General features: G+C 74.1%; 16 protein-coding genes and 1 riboswitch. Of the genes, 9 read left to right on the forward strand and 7 right to left on the reverse strand.

The genetic code is table 11. The annotated features are described in order from the left end of the window. Positions 1-107: 107 nt before the first annotated feature. Complete coding sequence (locus ACZ4A5_RS19110; protein WP_467584940.1) at positions 108-1,676, reverse strand: APC family permease; 1,569 nt, start codon at positions 1,674-1,676, stop codon at positions 108-110. Between the two features lie 177 nt (positions 1,677-1,853). Continuing rightward, positions 1,854-2,071, forward strand: a riboswitch (cobalamin riboswitch). A gap of 20 nt (positions 2,072-2,091) precedes the next feature. Here ACZ4A5_RS19110 and nicT point away from each other — a divergent pair. From nicT to ACZ4A5_RS19125, 3 genes are all read left to right on the forward strand, one after another. After that, positions 2,092-3,234 (forward strand): Nickel transporter NicT, encoded by a 1,143-nt coding sequence (nicT, locus tag ACZ4A5_RS19115; RefSeq protein WP_467584943.1) that lies wholly within the window; start codon positions 2,092-2,094, stop codon positions 3,232-3,234. Positions 3,235-3,316: 82 nt separating this feature from the next. Next, on the forward strand, positions 3,317-4,366 hold the full coding sequence (locus ACZ4A5_RS19120; RefSeq protein ID WP_467584946.1) for an NAD-dependent epimerase/dehydratase family protein: 1,050 nt from the start codon (positions 3,317-3,319) through the stop codon (positions 4,364-4,366). A gap of 102 nt (positions 4,367-4,468) precedes the next feature. After that, positions 4,469-4,861 (forward strand): YidB family protein, encoded by a 393-nt coding sequence (locus ACZ4A5_RS19125; protein WP_467584949.1) that lies wholly within the window; start codon positions 4,469-4,471, stop codon positions 4,859-4,861. A gap of 31 nt (positions 4,862-4,892) precedes the next feature. On the opposite strand, the gene ACZ4A5_RS19130 is transcribed toward ACZ4A5_RS19125, so the two are convergent. The 3 genes from ACZ4A5_RS19130 to ACZ4A5_RS19140 all read right to left on the reverse strand — a co-directional run bounded on the left by ACZ4A5_RS19130 (position 4,893) and on the right by ACZ4A5_RS19140 (position 7,727). Further along, positions 4,893-5,558 carry a methyltransferase domain-containing protein gene (locus ACZ4A5_RS19130; protein ID WP_467584952.1) on the reverse strand — a complete coding sequence of 222 codons (666 nt, stop codon included), beginning with the start codon at positions 5,556-5,558 and terminating at the stop codon, positions 4,893-4,895. Beyond that, positions 5,555-6,325 (reverse strand): TIGR04282 family arsenosugar biosynthesis glycosyltransferase, encoded by a 771-nt coding sequence (locus tag ACZ4A5_RS19135; protein WP_467584955.1) that lies wholly within the window; start codon positions 6,323-6,325, stop codon positions 5,555-5,557. The genes ACZ4A5_RS19130 and ACZ4A5_RS19135 overlap by 4 nt, the downstream gene beginning before the upstream one ends. A 697-nt stretch (positions 6,326-7,022) precedes the next feature. After that, positions 7,023-7,727 carry a glycosyltransferase family 2 protein gene (locus ACZ4A5_RS19140; protein WP_467584958.1) on the reverse strand — a complete coding sequence of 235 codons (705 nt, stop codon included), beginning with the start codon at positions 7,725-7,727 and terminating at the stop codon, positions 7,023-7,025. A gap of 123 nt (positions 7,728-7,850) precedes the next feature. Here ACZ4A5_RS19140 and ACZ4A5_RS19145 point away from each other — a divergent pair, with 123 nt between their 5' ends. The 3 genes from ACZ4A5_RS19145 (at position 7,851) to ACZ4A5_RS19155 (ending at position 10,445) form a co-directional block, all read left to right on the forward strand. Then, positions 7,851-8,579, forward strand: coding sequence for a response regulator transcription factor (locus ACZ4A5_RS19145; RefSeq protein WP_467584961.1), 729 nt, complete (start codon positions 7,851-7,853; stop codon positions 8,577-8,579). Continuing rightward, positions 8,572-9,681: a sensor histidine kinase gene (locus ACZ4A5_RS19150; RefSeq protein ID WP_467584964.1), complete on the forward strand. Its 1,110-nt coding sequence runs from the start codon at positions 8,572-8,574 to the stop codon at positions 9,679-9,681. Before ACZ4A5_RS19145 ends, ACZ4A5_RS19150 begins: the two co-directional genes overlap by 8 nt. A 326-nt stretch (positions 9,682-10,007) precedes the next feature. Next, complete coding sequence (locus tag ACZ4A5_RS19155) at positions 10,008-10,445, forward strand: glutaredoxin domain-containing protein (RefSeq protein ID WP_467584967.1); 438 nt, start codon at positions 10,008-10,010, stop codon at positions 10,443-10,445. A 54-nt stretch (positions 10,446-10,499) separates the two neighbouring features. On the opposite strand, the gene ACZ4A5_RS19160 is transcribed toward ACZ4A5_RS19155, so the two are convergent. Beyond that, a complete protein-coding gene (locus ACZ4A5_RS19160; RefSeq protein ID WP_467584970.1) occupies positions 10,500-10,964 on the reverse strand; it encodes a hypothetical protein in 465 nt (154 codons plus the stop codon). Further along, positions 10,961-12,085: a molybdopterin-dependent oxidoreductase gene (locus ACZ4A5_RS19165; protein WP_467584973.1), complete on the reverse strand. Its 1,125-nt coding sequence runs from the start codon at positions 12,083-12,085 to the stop codon at positions 10,961-10,963. The genes ACZ4A5_RS19160 and ACZ4A5_RS19165 overlap by 4 nt, the downstream gene beginning before the upstream one ends. 113 nt (positions 12,086-12,198) lie before the next feature. On the opposite strand from ACZ4A5_RS19165, the gene ACZ4A5_RS19170 reads away from it, so the two are divergent. The 3 genes from ACZ4A5_RS19170 to ACZ4A5_RS19180 are packed head-to-tail and all read left to right on the forward strand — an operon-like array spanning position 12,199 to position 17,019. Then, on the forward strand, positions 12,199-13,656 hold the full coding sequence (locus tag ACZ4A5_RS19170; RefSeq protein ID WP_467584976.1) for a glycosyltransferase 87 family protein: 1,458 nt from the start codon (positions 12,199-12,201) through the stop codon (positions 13,654-13,656). Between the two features lie 44 nt (positions 13,657-13,700). Then, positions 13,701-16,106, forward strand: a complete 2,406-nt coding sequence (locus ACZ4A5_RS19175) for an excinuclease ABC subunit UvrA (protein ID WP_467584979.1) — start codon at positions 13,701-13,703, stop codon at positions 16,104-16,106. 49 nt (positions 16,107-16,155) lie between these two features. Beyond that, a complete protein-coding gene (locus tag ACZ4A5_RS19180) occupies positions 16,156-17,019 on the forward strand; it encodes an Fpg/Nei family DNA glycosylase (RefSeq protein ID WP_467584982.1) in 864 nt (287 codons plus the stop codon). A gap of 11 nt (positions 17,020-17,030) precedes the next feature. Here the strand turns inward: ACZ4A5_RS19180 and ACZ4A5_RS19185 are convergent, their stop codons facing one another. Further along, a complete protein-coding gene (locus tag ACZ4A5_RS19185) occupies positions 17,031-18,479 on the reverse strand; it encodes an amino acid permease (RefSeq protein WP_467584985.1) in 1,449 nt (482 codons plus the stop codon). Between the last annotated feature and the right edge of the window lie 58 nt (positions 18,480-18,537).

Here is an 18,537-nt window from a genome sequence, read left to right on the forward strand (position 1 = left end):
AGAGGAGGGGGGGGGGGGGGGGGAAGGAGGGAGCGCCCCCCCCCCCCCCCCCCCCCCCCCCCCCCCCCCCCCCCCCCCCCCCTCGGCTCCGCGCCCATGAGGCGACGTCAGACCGGTTCCGGCGCCCTGGGATCGGTGTCGGCACCCGGGCCCGCGCCCGGTCCGGCGTCCGGGTCCGGGCCCGCGTCGGGGCCCGCTCCCGGGCCCGTGGAACCGTCGGGATCGGCGCCCGCGCCGGGGTCGGGCGCGTGCAGGTACTCCTCGGAGATCTCGCGCGGGCCGAACGGCCACACCTTCTCGTGGCGCGCCCAGAGCACGAACGCCACACAGCCCGCGGCGACCCAGGCGAGCGACCATTCGATGGGGTGCCGGCCGGGGGAGTTCCGGTCCGCGTAGCCGTAGATCACCAGCCAGCCCACGAGCGCCACCAGGCTCGGCAGCGGGTAGAGCCACATGCGGTACGGGCGGCGCAGCCCCGGCTGCCGGCGGCGCAGCACCGACACCGCCACCACCTGGGCCAGCGCCTGGACGATCACCATCACGGTGGTGAGCAGCTGGATCAGCGTGGTGAGGTCCGTATGACGGCCGATCAGGAAGCCGATGCCGGTGATGACCCCCATCGACGCCAGGCCCAGCACGGGGAAGTGGTGGCGCGGGTGCAGGCGGCCGAAGGAGCGGAAGAAGACCTTGTCCCGCGCGGCGTCGTAGGGCACGCGGGAGCCGCCGAGGAGGCCGGTGAGGACGGAGGCGACGGCCGTGAGGAGGATCAGCACCGTGACCGTCCGGGCCGCGCCCTTGCCCCAGGCCGTCTCCAGGACCGCTGAGGCCACGGAGGAGTGCGCGGTGGCGTTCTCGTCGAGCATCTGCTTCCAGTCGACGACCCCCAGCGTGCCGATCTGGAGCAGCAGATAGATCGCCATGATGCCGAGGATGGAGTAGATGATGGCGCGCGGCATCGTGCGCCCGGGATTCTTGATCTCCGCGCCCATGTAGGCGGCGGTGTTGTAGCCGAGGTAGTCGTAGATGCCGATGGTCAGGCCCGCCGCGAAGCCGATCCAGAAGTGATTGGTCGTCAGCTCGAAGGCGTGGGCGGGGTAGGTGAAGGCGCGGTGCGGGCTGAAGTGGGTGAACGCCGCGACGATGACGAGGACGACCGAGGCGATCATCACCGCCCACAGCACCACGGTGAGCCGCGCGATGTTCTCGACCCGCCGCCACAGCGCCGCGACGATGGCCACGATGACCGCGAGCCCCACGAGGTCCCCGGTGGTCTGTCCCATGCCCGGCCACAGATAGCCGAGATACTGCACGAAGCCGATGATCCCCGTCGACATGCCCAGCGGGATGAACAGCATGGCCGTCCACACGAACAGGAACGGCATCAGCTTCCCGCTGCGGTACTGGAACGCCTGCCGCAGATACACGTAACTGCCGCCCGCCCCCGGCAACGAGGCCCCCAGCTCCGCCCAGATCAGCCCGTCGGCGAGCGCCAGCAGCGCGCCCGCGACGAACCCGATCACCGCCTGCGGGCCGCCGAACGCCGCCACCATCAGGGGGATGGTGACGAAGGGTCCGATACCGCACATCTGGCTCATGTTGATGGTGGTGGCCTGGAACAGCCCGATCCGGCGTACGAATCCGACCCCGTGCTCCGGTCCCTGCCCGGTGTCCGCCATGGGTGTGCCCTCTCTCTGCCGGACGGGGAGACCCGTCAACTGCACTGGTAGCACCGGCCCGCGGGGCACGTCCAGCATCGGCGCTCCGGAGCGGCGGTCGGGCCGGGAAAGCCCCGAGGAAGCTGTTGCCTGGCTATGGCAACTGCCACTTCTTTGCCACTCGTGCCGGTCAGGGCGTTAAGGTGGCCCGGCCGTGGTGCTCGGGAAGACCGGTGACGGACCCTCGTGGTCCCACTCCGGAGCGGCCCTCGCCACTGTGATCGGGGAGCTACCGTCCCGTTCCGCGCGCATCCCACGGGCGCGTGGAGCCACTGGCCGCAGCCGGCTGCCGGGAAGGCAGGGGCGGGCGCGAACGACCCGTAAGCCAGGAGACCGGCCACGGCATCTCACGAGAAGATCCACGAGGTGCTGGAGCGTGACCCGCAAGATGACCCTGCCCACCCGAACCCCCGCCGCGCCCGCCGCCGGCGGCCCGCCCGCCTTCCGCTGGCGCCGCCAGGACACCGTGCGCACCGCCGGCCTCCTGGGCGTCATAGCCGCCCTGCACGTCGTCGCCTTCGGCGTGCTCTACCTGCTCGTCGTCCCCGACCACTACACCGTGGACTCCAAGGTCTACGGCGTCGGCCTCGGCGTCACCGCCTACACCCTCGGCATGCGGCACGCCTTCGACGCCGACCACATCGCCGCCATCGACAACACCACCCGCAAGCTGATGGCCGACGGCAAGCGCCCGGTCTCGGTCGGCTTCTGGTTCGCCCTCGGCCACTCCAGCGTGGTCGTCGTCATGGCGGCGCTGGTGGCGGGCGGCACCCAGCTCGCCGGGAAGCTGATGGACGAGGACTCCACCACCCACCAGACCCTCGGCGTCGTCGGCACGTCGGTCTCCGGCGGCTTCCTCTACCTCATCGCCGCCCTCAACCTCGTCGCCCTCGCGGGCATCCTGCGCATCTTCCGCGCGATGCGCGAGGGCCGTTACGACGAGGCCGAGCTGGAGCAGCACCTGGACTCGCGCGGCTTCATGAACCGCGTCCTCGGCCGCTTCACCCGCTCCATCACCCGCCCCGGCCAGATGTACCCCCTGGGCTTCCTCTTCGGCCTCGGCTTCGACACGGCCACCGAGGTCACCCTCATGGTGATGGCGGGCAGCGGCGCGGCCGCCGGGCTGCCCTGGTACGCGATCCTGTGCCTGCCGCTGCTGTTCGCCGCGGGGATGAGCCTCTTCGACACCCTCGACGGCACGTTCATGAACTTCGCCTACCAGTGGGCGTTCTCCAACCCCGTCCGCAAGGTCTACTACAACCTCACCATCACCGGCCTGTCGATCGCCGTCGCCTTCCTCATCGGCACCATCGAGCTGGTCACCGTGCTGCACGACAAGCTCCATATGAACGACGCGGTCACCGGCTGGATCTCCGGCCTCAACCTCGACAACGTCGGCTTCGTCATCGTCGGCCTTTTCGTGGTGGTCTGGGCGGCGGCGCTCGCCTACTGGCGGTTCGGCAAGGTCGAGCAGCGCTGGGCGGCGCGCGCGGCCACGGCCACGAGCGAGACGGGCTGACGGCCGGCGCGGTTCTTACGGACCGGTGACAGGGCGGCGCCGGAACGGGCGCCCCGCGGCCCGCGCCCCTAACGTCGAGGTCATGCGCGTACTCGTCACCGGAGGCGCGGGCTTCATCGGCTCGCACATCGTCACCGCACTCACCGCCCGCGGCCACCGGCCCGTCGTCCTCGACGCCCTGCTGCCCGCGGCCCACCCCGAGGCACCGCCCCGGCCCGCCGGCGTCGAGTGGACCGGCGCCGACCTCCGCGACCGCGCGGCCGTGGCCGGCGCGCTGCGCGGCATCGACGCCGTCTGCCACCAGGCCGCGATGGTCGGCCTCGGCAAGGACTTCGCCGACGCGCCCGCCTATGTGGGCTGCAACGACCTCGGCACGGCCGTGCTCCTCGCGGAGATGGCCGCCGCGGGCGTACGCCGCCTGGTCCTCGCCGGCTCCATGGTCGTCTACGGCGAGGGCCACTACGCGTGCCCCCGGCACGGCGTGGTGCGCCCCGGCCCGAGGGCGGCCGCGGACCTCGACGCCGGGCGCTACGAACCCCACTGCCCGCGCTGCGGCCGGGAACTGACGCCGGGCCTCGTCGACGAGGACGCGCCAGCCGACCCCCGCAACGTCTACGCGACGACCAAGCTCGCCCAGGAACACCTGGCCGCCGCCTGGGCCCGCGCCACCGGCGGCACGGCGGTGTCCCTGCGCTACCACAACGTCTACGGCCCCGGCATGCCCCGCGACACCCCGTACGCGGGCGTCGCCTCCTTCTTCCGCTCCTCGCTCGCCCGCGGCGAGGGCCCCCGCGTCTTCGAGGACGGCCGCCAGCGGCGCGACTTCGTGCACGTACGCGACGTGGCCGCGGCGAACGCCCTCGCCCTGGAACACCTCGACAGCCGCCCCGCGGGCACCCTGCGCGCGTACAACTGCGGCAGCGACACCCCGCACACCATCGGCGAGATGGCCGCCGCCCTGGCCGCCGCGCACGGCGGACCGGCGCCCGTCGTCACGGGCGAGTACCGGCTCGGCGACGTCCGCCACATCACCGCCTCGTCGCGGCGCCTGCGCGAGGAGCTGGGCTGGCGCGCCGAGGTCGGTTTCGCGGACGGAATGGCCGAGTTCGCGCGGGCGCCGCAGCGCGTCTGACCATGGCTGCGTACGGGTGAACATCCCGTCATCCCGGGCCGGATCCGCCGTCCCGGGATAGATGGATGGCATATCGGTGCGCTTCCGGGAAAGGCGGCAGACATGGCGGACAACGATCTGGGAACCCTGCTCGGCGGGCTGCTCGGCGGCAGCAAGGAAGGCTCTCTGCTGGGCTCGCTGCTCGGCGCGCTCGGCAGCGGGGGAGGGGAGTCGCTCTCCGGCCTGTTGCAGCAGCTCCAGGAGGGCGGTCTCGGCGAGAAGACCGACTCCTGGGTGGGCACCGGGCCCAACGAGGAGCTCAGCGGCCCGGAAGTGGCGCAGGCCCTGCCCTATCAGGCGCTCGACCACGTCGCCCAGAAGGCGGGCGTCACCCCGGAGGCGGCGGCGGACCAGCTGGCCCGGGTGATTCCGCAGGCGGTCGACAAACTCACCCCCGGGGGTGAGGTCCCCCAGGGATCCCTGGAGGAAGTGATCGCCCACCACCAGGGCGGCTGACCCGGGGGCCCGCTCGCCGCGGCCCGCCGCGTCAGAGCCGCAGCGCCGCGAACGAACGGCCCGCCGACTCCCAGCGGTCCGCCATCCGCCACCCCACCGCGTCCGCGTGCCGCAGCAGCGCGGTCATCCCCACCCGCGCCCAGGGGAACGCCGGCCCCAGCCGGCCCCGGCCGTCGTCCACCCGCACCCGCACCCGCTCGTCGACGTCCGCCGTCGCGGCCTCGGCGAGGAGGAGCCCGCGCGGCGCGGTGATGGCGGCGACGCGGGCCAGGAGGGCGCGGGGGTCACCGCCGATCCCGATGTTCCCGTCGAGGAGCAGCGCCGTGCCCCAACGCCCCTCGCCCGGCAGGGGGTTGAACACCGACCGGCACAGTGCCGAGCCCCCCGTGCGGCGGGTGCGGGCGACGGCCGCCGGGCTCACGTCGACGCCGAGCGCCGGGCGGCCGAGCGCGGCCAGGGCGGCGACGAGACGGCCGGGGCCGCAGCCGATGTCGATGACCTCGCCCTCGCAGCGGTCGAGCACGGTCATGTCGGCGGCGTCCGCGCCGGCGCACCAGCGCTCCACTTCCAGGGGCAGCAGCCAGCCGTCCGCGCGGCGCAGGAAGAGCGGGCCGCGGCCGACGTGGACGGCGTCGGCGTAGGGGTCCGAGCTCCAGGCGCCGGCGGGCCGGCCCACGGTCAGTTCGCCGAGGGTCACCGGGCGGCCCCGGCCGCGACGGCCGCCGCGAAGAGTCCGTGCGGTGCCGCGGCCGCGACCTGGGCCACGTCCTCGGCGGTGTCCACGTCGCGGAGTTCGGGCAGGTCGCGCACGACGAGCCCGGCCTCGGTGAGACGGCGCCGCTGGACGGCCCCGGTGCGGGCCGTGGACATGGGGACGCCACGCAGCAGACTGGGCCGGGGCTCTGCCAGGCCGAGCGCCCAGAACCCGCCGTCGGCGGCCGGGCCGAACCACGCGTCGCACCCGCGCCACGCGTCGTCCGCCAGCGCGGGGGCCAGCAGCGCGGGGGTGACCTGCGGGGTGTCCATGCCGATGAGCAGCGCGGGCCCCGCGCACCCGGCGAAGGCGGCCGCGAGCCGCTCGTCGAGCCCGCCCGCGCACTGCGGCACCACGTCGAATCCGGGAGGCAGCCACCGCCCGGCCCGCCCGTCGAGGACGAGCACGCGCCGCCGCGCGGGCATGGCGAGCACGGCCCGCAAGGTGTCGGCGAGCGCCGCCCCGGCGATCCGCGCGGCCAGCTCCGGGCTGTACGGCGGCGTGAGCCGCGTCTTCACCCGCCCGGGCAGCGGCTCCTTGGCGATGACGAGAAGGGTGGTGGGCCCCACGGGAGGCTGCCGGACGGCACGGGGCCCGGGCCGTGCGGGCGCGTGATGCCGCCAGGGGGCGCCGGGGGTGGTGGGCTGATACGGGGCGTGGGGCCGGGCCGAGGTGCCTGGAGCCGTCGGCTGTCGAGGGGTTGGGTTCATGGAGTCGTGACCGCCTTACTGGTGAGAGCCGTCCGCGGGACGCTTCGCGTGCCGTCCGCCTTCGACGGGGTGCTCCGCCGCCGGAGGCCGGGGGGCGTGTTCGTGGGGTTGTGACCGCCGCGCTGGCGGGGGCGGTGGGCAGGACGCTGCGGGCCGCGCGCCGAGCGCTTTTCGACGGGGCGGTTCGGCGTCGGCTGTTCGGGGGGTGTGCGGAGAGGGCCGTGGGTGCCGTCCCTGGGGTGCTTCGTGTGTTGCGGGTCGTGGGTCGGGTGATGGTGGCTCCTGGCGGCGGGACGGCCCGGCGCCCGGTGTCCGGAGGGTGTGCAGATGGGGCCGTGGTCTTGGTTCCCGTGGGCGCCGTCCGCAGGGTGTCTTGTGTGTTGTGGGCCGCAGGTCGGGTGATGGTGGCTTCGGGCGGCGGGGCGGTCCGGTGCCCGGTGTTCGGGGGGTGTGCGGAGAGGGCCGTGGGCGCCGTCCCCGGGGTGCTTCGTGTGTTGCGGGCCGCAGGCCGGGTGGTGGGCGCTCCCGGCGACGGGGCGGCCCGGTGCCGTCCGTTCAACGGGTGCGCCCTCGGAGCCGCGAGCTCCGGCCCCGTGGCAGCCACCCGCAGGAGACCAGGCGCGTCGTGCGCCGTAGGCCAGGTGCGGGCCGCTCCCGCCGACGGGGTGGTCCGGCGTCAGCCGTTCGAAGGGAGCGTTCACGTGGCCTCCGTACCCGTGGGCGCCGTCCGCAGGACACCCCGCATGTCGTGGACCGCGCGCCACGTGCCGCGCCAGGTGCCGGTCACCTTCGACGCGCCCGTACGGGGGCGGTACGGGACGTCCGTCTCGGTCACCCGCCAGCCCGCGTCGCAGGCGCGGACGACCATCTCCAGCGGATAGCCGCTGCGGCGGTCCGTCAGGCCGAGGCCGAGCAGGGCCTCACGGCGCGCGACCCGCAGGGGGCCGAGGTCGCGCAGGCGCAGGCCCGTACGCCGGTGGAGCAGGCGGGCGAGGGCGGCGTTGCCGAGGCGGGCGTGCAGCGGCCAGGCGCCACGGCCCTCGGGGCGGCGGCGGCCCAGCACGAGGTCGGCGGCGCCGGAGCGGACGGCCGCCGCCATGGCGGGCAGCAGTCCGGGGTCGAGGGAGGCGTCGCAGTCGCAGAAGGCCACGAGTTCCGCGTCGGCGGCCCGCAGCCCGGCGTGGCACGCGGCGCCGAAGCCGCGCCTGGGCTCATGGACGACGGTGGCCCCGAGCGAGCGGGCCACGTCCGCCGATCCGTCGGTGGAGCCGTTGTCGACGACGACGGCCCGCCACCCGGCGGGGACGCGGGCCAGGACCCAGGGGAGCGCGGCGGCTTCGTCGAGGCAGGGGAGGACGACATCCACGCGGTCGGCGCGCGAGGTCGCGGTCTGGTCTGTCACGCTGTTCACCCTACGGAGAGAATTCCGGCATTTCGGGCCTCGTGTCCTTACGAAACGCGGACATCGCCCGGCCCGCGACCGGAGGCGTCCAGCGCTCCCCGCCCGGCGTGCGACGCTTGCGGCATGCAGACCGCACCCCCCGCCCGCGTGCTCGTCGTGGACGACGACCCGACCGTCGCCGAGGTCGTGGCCGGCTACCTCGACCGGGCCGGCCTCGCCGTGGACCGGGCCGCCGACGGCCCCGGCGCGCTGGAGAAGGCCGCCGCCTTCCGCCCCGACCTGGTCGTGCTCGACCTGATGCTGCCCGGCATGGACGGCCTGGAGGTGTGCCGCCGGCTGCGTGCCGCCGGACCGGTCGCGGTGATCATGCTGACGGCGCGCGGTGACGAGGACGACCGCATCCTCGGCCTCGAACTCGGCGCGGACGACTATGTGACCAAGCCCTTCAGCCCCCGCGAGCTGGTGCTGCGCGTCGAGTCCGTCCTGCGCCGCGCCCAGGTGCGCGCCGCCGCCGGGCCCGCCTCGGCGCCCCCGCTGCGGGCGGCCGGGCTCACCCTCGACCCGGCAGCCCGCAGGGCGTCGAAGGGCGGCGTCGAACTCGCCCTCACGGTAAGGGAATTCGACCTCCTCGCGTTCCTGCTGCGCCACCCGGGCCGGGCCTGTGGGCGCGAGGAGCTGATGCGCGAGGTGTGGGGCTGGGAGTTCGGCGACCTGTCGACGGTGACCGTGCACGTACGGCGGCTGCGCGGCAAGATCGAGGACGACCCCGCCCGGCCCCGCCTCATCCAGACCGTCTGGGGCGTCGGCTACCGCTTCGAGGTCCCCGCGGAAGGCGGCCCCGGCCATGCGTGACGTCCTGCTCATGGCTCTCTTCGCCTTCCTCGGCGCCGCGGCCGCCGGGCTGCTGGGCGCGGTCGCGCTCCGCGCGCTGCGCCACCGCTCCGTCGCCGTCTCGCTGACGGTGGTGGCGGCCGTGTCGGTGACGGCGATGCTGGCCGGGACGCTCGCCGTGGCCTGGGCGATGTTCCTGTCCTCGCACGACCTGACCGTCGTCACGACCGTCTGCGCCATGGCCGCCGTCGTCTCGCTCGCGACGGCGCTGCTGCTGGGCCGCTGGGTGGTGGCCCGCAGCAACGCCCTGACCCGCGCGGCCCGTTCCTTCGGCGACGACGGCAGCTTCGCCGCCCCCGGGGGCGGAGCCACCGCGGAACTCGCCGAACTCGGCCGCGAACTGGCCGCCACCAGCGAGCGCCTGGCCCGCTCCCGGGAGCGCGAGAAGGCGCTGGAGACCTCGCGCCGGGAACTCGTCGCCTGGATCTCGCACGACCTGCGGACCCCGCTCGCCGGGCTGCGCGCCATGTCCGAGGCGCTGGAGGACGGGATGGCCGAGGACCCCCAGCGCTACTTCCGCCAGATCCGGCACGAGGTGGACCGGCTCAACTCCATGGTCGGCGACCTCTTCGAGCTCTCCCGCATCCACGCGGGCGCCCTGCCGCTGTGCCCGAGCCGGATGTCGGTGTACGACCTGGTCGGCGACGCGCTCGCCGGGGCGGGACCGCTCGCCCGCGAACACGGCGTGCGCCTCGTCGGCGACCGGGTCGACGCGGTCCCCGTCGAGGTCGACGGCAAGGAGATGACGCGCGTCCTAGGCAACCTCCTCGTCAACGCGATCCACCGCACCCCCGAGGACGGGACGGTCGCGGTGGCCGCGCGGCGGGAGGCGGACACGGTGGTGCTGTCCGTGACGGACGGCTGCGGCGGCATCCCGGAGGACGACCTCCCCCGCGTCTTCGACACGGGCTGGCGGGGCTCGGCCGCGCGTACGCCTCCGGCGGGGGCGGGGCTGGGCCTCGCCATCGTCCGGGGGATCGTGGAGGCACACGCGGGCCGGGCGACGGTCCACAACGTCCCTGGAGGCTGCCGGTTCGAGGTGGTCCTGCCGGCGGCTGTCTGAACGGAAACGGAAACTTCTGCCGCGTACGCGCATGTCGCAAGATGATGTGCCCTCGCCATACGCGGGGCGGGGAAGGAATCAGGTGAACCGAACGACTGCGCCAAGCACAACGAGCACCGAACCCTGTCCGGCATCTGGCTGTCCCGATACGGCTACCACTCGTCGGGACGGGAATCCGACTTCACCGGAGAGCACTGCGTAGTGCTGCTCCAGCACGGCAACAAGCTGACGGCCCGTTCATACTTATCGGCCCATGCGTCCTGCGAACGCCCAAGTGAGCAGCCTGGTCCGACGGCCATTTCGGTCCATCGGTAGCCTTTTTCTTCATGACACGCGCCTGGATCTTGCCGATACTGCTGGTGCTCTGCGGCTCAGCCCTGGCGGCCGGGCTGGTCTTCAGCGGGACTGCCGGTGCAGCCGCGGCAGTCCTGCTGGTGTTTGCGCTGCTCGCAGGCGTGAACTCGCCGCTGGTCTTCCCGAGGTCGATCGGTGCGCTGGAGGCACAACGCCGCAGCGCGGCCGACGGCCGGCCGGTCGTCTTCTGGCGGCCCGGCTGCAAGTACTGCTTCCGACTCCGCGTCCGGCTGGGCCGCAGCGCCCGCCAGTTGCACTGGGTCGACATCTGGCGCGACCCCACTGGAGCCGCAGCGGTGAGGGCGGCCAATGATGGCAACGAGACCGTGCCGACCGTCATCGTGGCGGGCCGGCCGCACACCAACCCCGATCCCGCATGGGTGCGTGATCGACTCTCCCGTTCCGAATGACCGGCTCGGGGCCGCACCAAAAAGAAAGGCAGGACAGGCTGAGGACACCGCGCGTCAGCGCGGGCCGGGGTCCCGCTTGCCCCTCACGCGGCGGAGCCGCGCATCAGACGCAGCCGGGCGGGGCGGGGTGGGGGAAGAACGCCACCACCTCACCGCCCCCGCCAAACCCCCCACCCCCACCGTCACGCACACACAAACAGCCCAGTTGAGCGGATAGTTCAGCGGCAGCACCGACGCGTTCTGCACCGGCCCCGGCCGGAAGAGGACCGGGAGCGAGATGGCCGTCAGGGCCGCGCCGACCAGCAGCGTCCCCCGTACGACGCCCCGCACGGGGCCGCGGGCCAGGGCGAAGCCCACCGCCAGGGTGGCCGGCACCACCAGGCCGTCGTGCACGAGAAGCACGCCCAGCAGCCACTTCGCCACCTCCCCCGGATCCTGCGGCTGTGCGCCGAAGAGCAGGGCCCACACTCCCGTGGCCATCAGGGCGAGACCCAGCGCGCCCGCGAGGATCCGTGTCACAGCGCCTCCATCCGTGCGACCCACTTCGTCTGGAGCACGCCCGGACGGTTCGGGGCGATGACGCGGGCGGGGTAGCCGTGGTCGAGGGAGAGCACCCGGCCGTCCAGGCGCAGGGCGAGGAGGGTGAGCGGGTCGCGGGCGTACGTGTGCGGCATCATCATGACGCGGTAGCCGCCGTGGGCCTCCAGCGACGTCACCCGGATCAGGGCGCCGGGCGGCGCGCCCGCCCGGTCCAGGAGGTCGCGGACCCGTACGCCCGTCCAGCGCGCCGACTTGCTCCACCCCTCCACGCACGCGATGGGCAGGGTCACCTCCCGCTGCGGCAGGGCGCGCAGCTCGTCCAGCGTCAGCTCGTACGGGCGCGGGCCGTCGACCCGCAGCCGCCAGTCCCGCACGGTCGCGGTGGTCACCCTGGCCAGCGCGGCGGTCCGGTTGACGGGCAGGCCCTGGACGCCGTGGTCGGGGTGCCGGGGCGCCAGCAGGTCCAGCGCGCCCAGCGGGGTGAACGACTGCCCCACCGTCGTCACCGTCACCGCGCCTGCCGCCACGCCCACGGCGGTCAGCAGCGACCGCCGGTCGACGGCGTCCTCGGCGGGCAGCGCCAGGGTGCCCGCCGACCGGCGCCGCCAATGCGCCCTGATCTCCGGGGCCTTGACGGCGACGTGCAGCACGACGGAGCCCATCAGCACCCAGCCCACCGCGAAGTGCACGGGCACGAAGGAGAACGCGTACGGATACCACTGCGCCGTGTTGAGCAGCCCCGACATCAGCTCGAACAGGGCCGTCGCCACCAGCACCGCCACCGACACCCGCTCCAGCGCGTGCCGCACCGACCGCACCACCGGCCGGGCGAACAGCCGCGGGTAGACCGTCCACAGCTTCGCCAGCAGCAGGGGCACCGCGGCGATGCCGCTCGCCACGTGCAGCCCCTGGCTCACCCGGTATCCCCAGAGGGGGCGGCTGGGCAGGACGCCGGCCAGCGCGCCCGGCTGCTGGAGGACGTGACTGATCAGCCCGGTCACGAAGCACACGGCCACCGCCACTCCCAGCCAGCGGCCGAGCGCGGTCGCGGTGCGGGCGTCGTGGAGCCGGCCGCGGAAGGACGGCAGGAGGAGTCTCATGCCCCCATCAGACCGCGCGCGACCCCCTCCAGGGCGTGATTCACACCTTACGAAACGCGGACGCCCGCGCAGGTCCCAGAGCCGCGGCGGGTTCCCGGTGCCAGGGTGGGAGCGTGCAGAACCGTACCGCCGTCGCCGTCACCTCCGCCCTGCTCGCCGCCCTCGTCGCGGTCCTCGCCACCGCCGTCCGCGGTGACGCCTACTTCACGGACCCGGCCGCCCTCACCGGCTGGTACGCGGCCGCCTGGGCGCTCTTCGCCGCGGCCGCCTGGGCGCTGCGCTCGGTGTCCGCCCGGCACGTCGTGCCCCTGGTGCTGGCCGGTTCGGTCGCCGTCGCCGCCACCGGCCTGCTCGCCGAACCCCGCACCAGCTCGGACGCCTTCCGCTACGTCTGGGACGGGCGGGTGCAGGCCGCGGGCATCTCGCCGTACGACCACGCGCCGGCCGACCCCCGGCTGGCGTACCTGCGCGACCCCTGGCTCTTCCCCCAGGGCGCCCAGTGCGAACGGCCGGAGCGCTTCCGTATCGCCCCGGACTCCGGGCCGGGAACGTGCACGCGCATCAACCGGCCCTACGTGCACACCATTTACCCGCCCGTCGCCGAGGGCTATTTCCTCCTCGTCCACGCGCTGTCCCCGCCGGGCACCCGCCACAAGCCGTTCCAGGTGGGCGGCGCGCTGCTCGCCGTGGCCACCTCGGGGCTGCTGCTGTACGCGCTGCGCAGGCGCGGCGCCGGCCGGGCCGCCGCCTACTGGGCGTGGTGCCCGGCCGTCGCCGTCGAAGCGGTCAACAACGCCCACGCCGACGCGCTGAGCGTGCTGCTCACCGTCGCCGCCTTCACCGTCGCCGCCCGCCGCCCGGCCGGCGGCGCCCTGCTCGGCGCGGGCATCGCCACCAAACTGCTGCCCGCCGTCACCCTGCCGGGGGCGCTGAGCGGCCTCGCCGCGCGAGGTTCCGGGCGTGGCCGCCCGCGCGCGGCGCTCGCCGTGCTGCTGCCCGCCACGGCCGTCGTGGCCCTCGGCTATCTGCCTTACATCCTCGTCTCGGACAGCTCCGTCCTCGGCTACCTGAGCGGCTACACCCAGGAGGAGGGCTACGACGACGCCACCGTGAAGAACCGGTACGCCCTCCTGCGCCTGCTGCTCCCCGACTCCTGGGCCCTGCCCGCCACGCTCGTCGTGCTGGCCGCGGTGGTGGCATACGTGCTCCGGCGCGGCGACCCCGCGCGGCCGTGGCGCGGCGCGCTGCTGGTCACGGGGACGGCGTTCCTGCTGCTGACCCCCGGCTACTCCTGGTACGCGCTGCTCCTCGTCGGCCTGGTGGCCCTCGACGGGCGGTGGGAGTGGCTCGGCGTCGCGGTGGCCGGGGCGGCGAAGTACATCGGCGGCCGGGCCGTCGGGGATCCCGACCTGCTCGGCACGACGGCCTACGCGGTGGCCGCGCTCGCGGTGACCGGCGGATGGGCCCTGCGCCGCGGCGTGACGCGGCGCGCCGACCGGGGCGCGGCCGAGGCCACCGGCCGGATCCGGCGGACGGCCCCCCACCGCGAACCCGAGCCCCCGCGCCCCTAAAATCGGGGCGAAACGCACAGCGCCTACCCGCGGAGAGCACCCCGATGACGACCCCCGACGGCGGCGCGCACGACCCCTACGTGCGGGTCCGCGGCGCGCGCGAGCACAATCTGCGGGCCGTCGACGTCGACATCCCGCGCGACGCCCTCGTCGTGTTCACCGGCGTCTCCGGCTCCGGGAAGTCCTCACTGGCCTTCGGCACCGTCTACGCCGAGGCCCAGCGGCGCTACTTCGAGTCCGTGGCGCCGTACGCCCGCCGGCTCATCCACCAGGTGGGCGCGCCCAAGGTCGAGGAGATCAGCGGGCTGCCGCCCGCCGTCGCCCTCGAACAGCGCAGGTCCGCGCCCACCTCCCGGTCCTCCGTCGGCACCGTCACCACCCTCTCCAACTCCCTGCGCATGCTCCTCTCCCGCGCGGGCACCTACCCCGAGGGCGCCGAGCGGCTGGACTCCGACGCCTTCTCGCCCAACACGGCCGCCGGGGCGTGCCCGGAGTGCCACGGCCTGGGCCAGGTCCACCGGGTCACCGAGGAATCGCTGGTCCCCGACCCCTCGCTGTCCATCCGCGACGGCGCGATCGCCGCCTGGCCGGGCGCCTGGCAGGGCAAGAACCTCCGCGACATCCTCGGCGCCCTCGGCCACGACCTCGACCGGCCCTGGCGCGAACTGCCGCGGGCCGACCGCGAGTGGATCCTCTTCACCGACGAACAGCCCGTCGTCACCGTCCACCCCGTGCGCGACGCCGACCGCATCCAACGCCCCTACCAGGGCACCTACATGAGCGCCAAGCGCTACGTCCTGCACACCGCCGCCGACTCCAAGAGCGCCTCCCTGCGCGCCCGCGCCGAGCGGCACCTCGTCAGCGGCCCCTGCCCGGTGTGCGGCGGTCGTCGGCTGCGGCCCGAGGCGCTGGCCGTCACCTTCGCCGGGCGCGACATCGCCACGCTCGCCGCCCTCCCGCTCGCGGACCTCGCGCGGACCCTGCGCCCGGCGTGCGAGGGCGACGGCGTGGCCGCCGCCCTCGCCACCGACCTCGTCGCCCGCATCGAGGTGCTCACCGAACTCGGCCTGGGCTACCTCGCCACGGACCGGCCCACCCCCACCCTCTCCGCGGGTGAGCTCCAGCGGCTGCGGCTCGCCACCCAGCTGCGCTCGGGCCTCTTCGGCGTCGTCTACGTCCTGGACGAGCCCTCGGCCGGACTCCACCCCGCCGACAGTGCCGCGCTGCTCACCGTCCTGGACCGGCTGAAGGCCGCCGGGAACTCGCTGTTCGTCGTCGAGCACCACTTGGACGTCGTACGCCGCGCCGACTGGATCGTCGACGTCGGACCCCGGGCCGGCGAACACGGCGGCGAGGTCCTCTACAGCGGACCCGTCGCCGGACTCGCCGGCGTGCCCGGCTCCGCGACCCGCCGCTTCGTCTTCCCCGACGGCGCGGCGCCCCAGGCCCGTACGCCCCGCGAGCCCACCGGCGCGCTGCGGCTGCGCGGCGTCACCCGGCACAACCTCCAGGACCTCGACGTCGACTTCCCCCTCGGCGTCTTCACCGCCGTCACCGGCGTCTCCGGCTCGGGCAAGTCGACCCTGGTCGGACAGGTCCTCGCGGAGAGCGTGACCGCCCACCTGGCGGGCGAGGCGGTCACCGGCGCCGAGGGGCTGGAGGCCGTCCACCGGCTCGTCACCGTCGACCAGAAGCCGATCGGCCGCACGCCGCGCTCCAACCTCGCCACGTACACGGGCCTGTTCGACGCCGTGCGCAAGGTCTTCGCCGCCACCGACGAGGCCCGCGCCCGCGGCTACACCGTGGGCCGCTTCTCCTTCAACGTCACCGCCGGGCGGTGCGAGGTCTGCCAGGGCGAGGGCTTCGTCGCCGTCGAGCTGCTCTTCCTGCCCGGCACGTACGCGCCGTGCGCCGCCTGCCGGGGCGCGCGCTACAACCCCGAGACACTGGAGATCACCTACCGCGGCGCGAACATCGCCGAGGTCCTCGACCTGACCGTCGACGCCGCGGCGGACTTCCTCGCCGACTTGCCCGCCGCGGCCCGCAGCCTGCGCACCCTCCAGGACGTCGGCCTCGGCTACCTGCGCCTGGGCCAGCCCGCCACCGAACTCTCCGGCGGCGAGGCCCAGCGCATCAAACTCGCCACGGAACTCCAGCGCACCCGGCGCGGCCACACGCTCTACGTCCTCGACGAGCCCACCACCGGCCTCCACCCGGCCGACACCGAACTGCTGCTGCGGCAGCTGCACGGCCTGGTCGACGCGGGCAACTCCGTGGTGGTCGTGGAGCACGACATGACGGTGGCCGCGGGCGCGGACCACGTCATCGACCTGGGTCCCGGCGGCGGCGACGCGGGCGGCCGCGTGGTGGCGGCGGGCCCGCCGCCCGAGGTGGCCGGGACACCGGACAGCGTGACCGCGCCCTATCTCAGGGCGGCGCTGCGACGCTGACCGGGCCCGGCCGGGTTGCCGCGCCCCGGGGCTGCGGCAGACTGGACCCATGCCGGAGCTGCCCGAGGTCGAAGCCCTGGCCGGGTTCCTCGCCGAGCACCTCGCCGGACGGACGGTCGAGCGGGTGCTTCCGGTGGCCGTGTCCGTCCTCAAGACCTACGACCCGCCGCTGAGCGAGGCCGAGGGGCGGGAGGTCACCGCCGTGCGGCGGTACGGCAAGTTCCTGGACCTGGCCACCGACGGCGGCCCGCACCTGGCCTTCCACCTCGCCCGCGCGGGCTGGCTGCGCTGGCACGACCGCCTCCCCGACGCCCCGCCGCGCCCCGGCAAGGGCCCGCTCGCGCTGCGGCTCCGCCTCACCGACGGCGCGGGCTTCGACCTCACCGAGGCGGGCACCCAGAAGCGGCTCGCCGTCCACTGCGTCCGCGAGGCCGGCGACGTACCCGGCATCGCCCGGCTCGGACCCGACCCCCTCGCGCCGGACTTCACCCGCGACGCCTTCGCCGCGCTGCTCCGCGACGAGCGGCGGCAGCTCAAGGGCGTTCTGCGGGACCAGAGTGTGATCGCGGGCATCGGCAACGCCTACTCCGACGAGATCCTGCACGCCGCCCGGATGTCCCCCTTCAAGCTCGCCGCGAGCCTGACCGAGGACGAGATCACCGCGCTCCACGAGGCGCTGGGCACGACGCTGCGCGCGGCCGTCGAGCGGGCGCGCGGCCACGCGGCGGCGGAGCTGAAGGCGGAGAAGAAGAGCGGGCTGCGGGTGCACGGGCGGACGGGAGAGCCGTGCCCGGTCTGCGGCGACACGATCCGCGAGGTGTCGTATCGCGACTCCTCGCTCCAGTACTGCCCCACCTGCCAGACGGGCGGCAAGCCGCTCGCCGACCGGCGGCTGTCCCGCCTGCTGAAGTAGCCCGCTCGCGATCAGTCCCGCGGAATGCCCCGCGCGTCCGCGTGGGCCAGTTCCGAGTGTTTGTAGGAGTACGTGAAGTAGACGACCATCCCCACCGCGAACCAGACCGCGAACCGCACCCACGTCTGCCACGCCAGATAGGTGATCAGCCAGATCGACGCCGCGACCCCGATCGCCGGCACCACCGGCACCCAGGGGCAGCGGAAGGAGCGCGGCAGGTCCGGGCGCTTGTGGCGGAGCACGATCACCGCCGTGCACACCACCGCGAACGCCAGCAGGATGCCGATGTTGGTCAGCTCGGCGGCCTCGCCGATCGGCACGAGCCCGGCGATGGCCGCGGAGGCCACGCCCACGATCCACGTCACGCGCGTCGGCACGTGCCGCGTCGGGTGCGTCTTGGCGAACCACTTGGGCAGCAGCCCGTCCCGGCTCATCGCGAACCACACACGGGTGACGCCCAGCATGAACGTGAACATGACGGTGAGGATGCCGATGATCGCGCCGACCGCGATGACGTCCGCGATCCCGTCCAGCCCCACCGACTTGAAGGCCGTGGAGAAGCCGCTCTTCTTGTCGATGTGCTGGTAGCTCTGCATGCCCGTCAGCACCAGACAGGCCAGCACGTACAGCACCATCGAGATGCCCAGGGAGTAGAGGATCGCCCTGGGCATGTGGCGCTGCGCGTCCTTGGACTCCTCGGCGGCCGTCGACATCGCGTCGTAGCCGAAGACGGCGAAGAAGACCGTGGCCGCGCCCGTGAAGGCGCCGCTGATCCCGAACGGGAAGAAGGGCGTGTAGTGGGACGACTTCACATGGAAGAAGCCCACGACGACCACCAGCAGGACCACCACGATCTTCAGGCCCACCACGATCGTCTCGAAGCGCGCCGCGTTCTTCATCCCCATGGTGAGCAGCCAGGCGATCAGCAGGCACAGCGCCGCGGCGAACAGGTCGATCCGGTGCCCGGTCCCGGTGCCCGGCGCGCCCAGCATCCAGGTGGGCAGCTTCGCGTTCATCTCCCCGAGCAGGAAGTTGATGTAGCCGGAGATGCCGATGGCCACCACCGCGACGATCGCCGTGTATTCGAGCAGCAGGTCCCAGCCGATGAACCAGCCGCCGATCTCTCCGAGCACGGCGTAGCCGTACGTATAGGCCGAGCCGGCCCGGGGGATCAGGCCCGCGAACTCCGCGTACGAGAAGGCCGCCGCCGCGCTCGCCAGGCCCGCGATGAGGAAGGAGACCAGCACCGCGGGGCCCGCCACACCATTGGCGATGGTCCCGGCGAGGCTGAAGATGCCCGCGCCGATGATGCCGCCGACGCCGATGGCCGTGAGCTGCCACACCCCCAGCGAACGGGTCAGCCGCTGGGCCGGGCCGCCGCCCTCGACGGTCTCCGCCTCTTCGATGGTCTCGATCGGTTTGCGGCGCAGTACGCCCTGACCCGCGCGGAGCCTGGCCATGTGTCATGTCCTCTCGTCGACCCTGACGGGGGCGGACATCATCGCCGAGCGGGGGCGG

The sequence above is a fragment of the Streptomyces sp. NPDC025618 genome, from assembly GCF_055558795.1.

Coding starts and splice junctions, on each gene's coding strand:
- ACZ4A5_RS19110 (WP_467584940.1), bottom strand. CDS start 1,676: ATGGCGGACACCGGGCAGGGACCGGAGCACGGGGTCGGATTCGTACGC.
- ACZ4A5_RS19120 (WP_467584946.1), top strand. CDS start 3,317: ATGCGCGTACTCGTCACCGGAGGCGCGGGCTTCATCGGCTCGCACATC.
- ACZ4A5_RS19125 (WP_467584949.1), top strand. CDS start 4,469: ATGGCGGACAACGATCTGGGAACCCTGCTCGGCGGGCTGCTCGGCGGC.
- ACZ4A5_RS19135 (WP_467584955.1), bottom strand. CDS start 6,325: ATGAACCCAACCCCTCGACAGCCGACGGCTCCAGGCACCTCGGCCCGG.
- ACZ4A5_RS19145 (WP_467584961.1), top strand. CDS start 7,851: ATGCAGACCGCACCCCCCGCCCGCGTGCTCGTCGTGGACGACGACCCG.
- ACZ4A5_RS19150 (WP_467584964.1), top strand. CDS start 8,572: ATGCGTGACGTCCTGCTCATGGCTCTCTTCGCCTTCCTCGGCGCCGCG.
- ACZ4A5_RS19155 (WP_467584967.1), top strand. CDS start 10,008: ATGACACGCGCCTGGATCTTGCCGATACTGCTGGTGCTCTGCGGCTCA.
- ACZ4A5_RS19165 (WP_467584973.1), bottom strand. CDS start 12,085: ATGAGACTCCTCCTGCCGTCCTTCCGCGGCCGGCTCCACGACGCCCGC.
- ACZ4A5_RS19175 (WP_467584979.1), top strand. CDS start 13,701: ATGACGACCCCCGACGGCGGCGCGCACGACCCCTACGTGCGGGTCCGC.
- ACZ4A5_RS19180 (WP_467584982.1), top strand. CDS start 16,156: ATGCCGGAGCTGCCCGAGGTCGAAGCCCTGGCCGGGTTCCTCGCCGAG.
- ACZ4A5_RS19185 (WP_467584985.1), bottom strand. CDS start 18,479: ATGGCCAGGCTCCGCGCGGGTCAGGGCGTACTGCGCCGCAAACCGATC.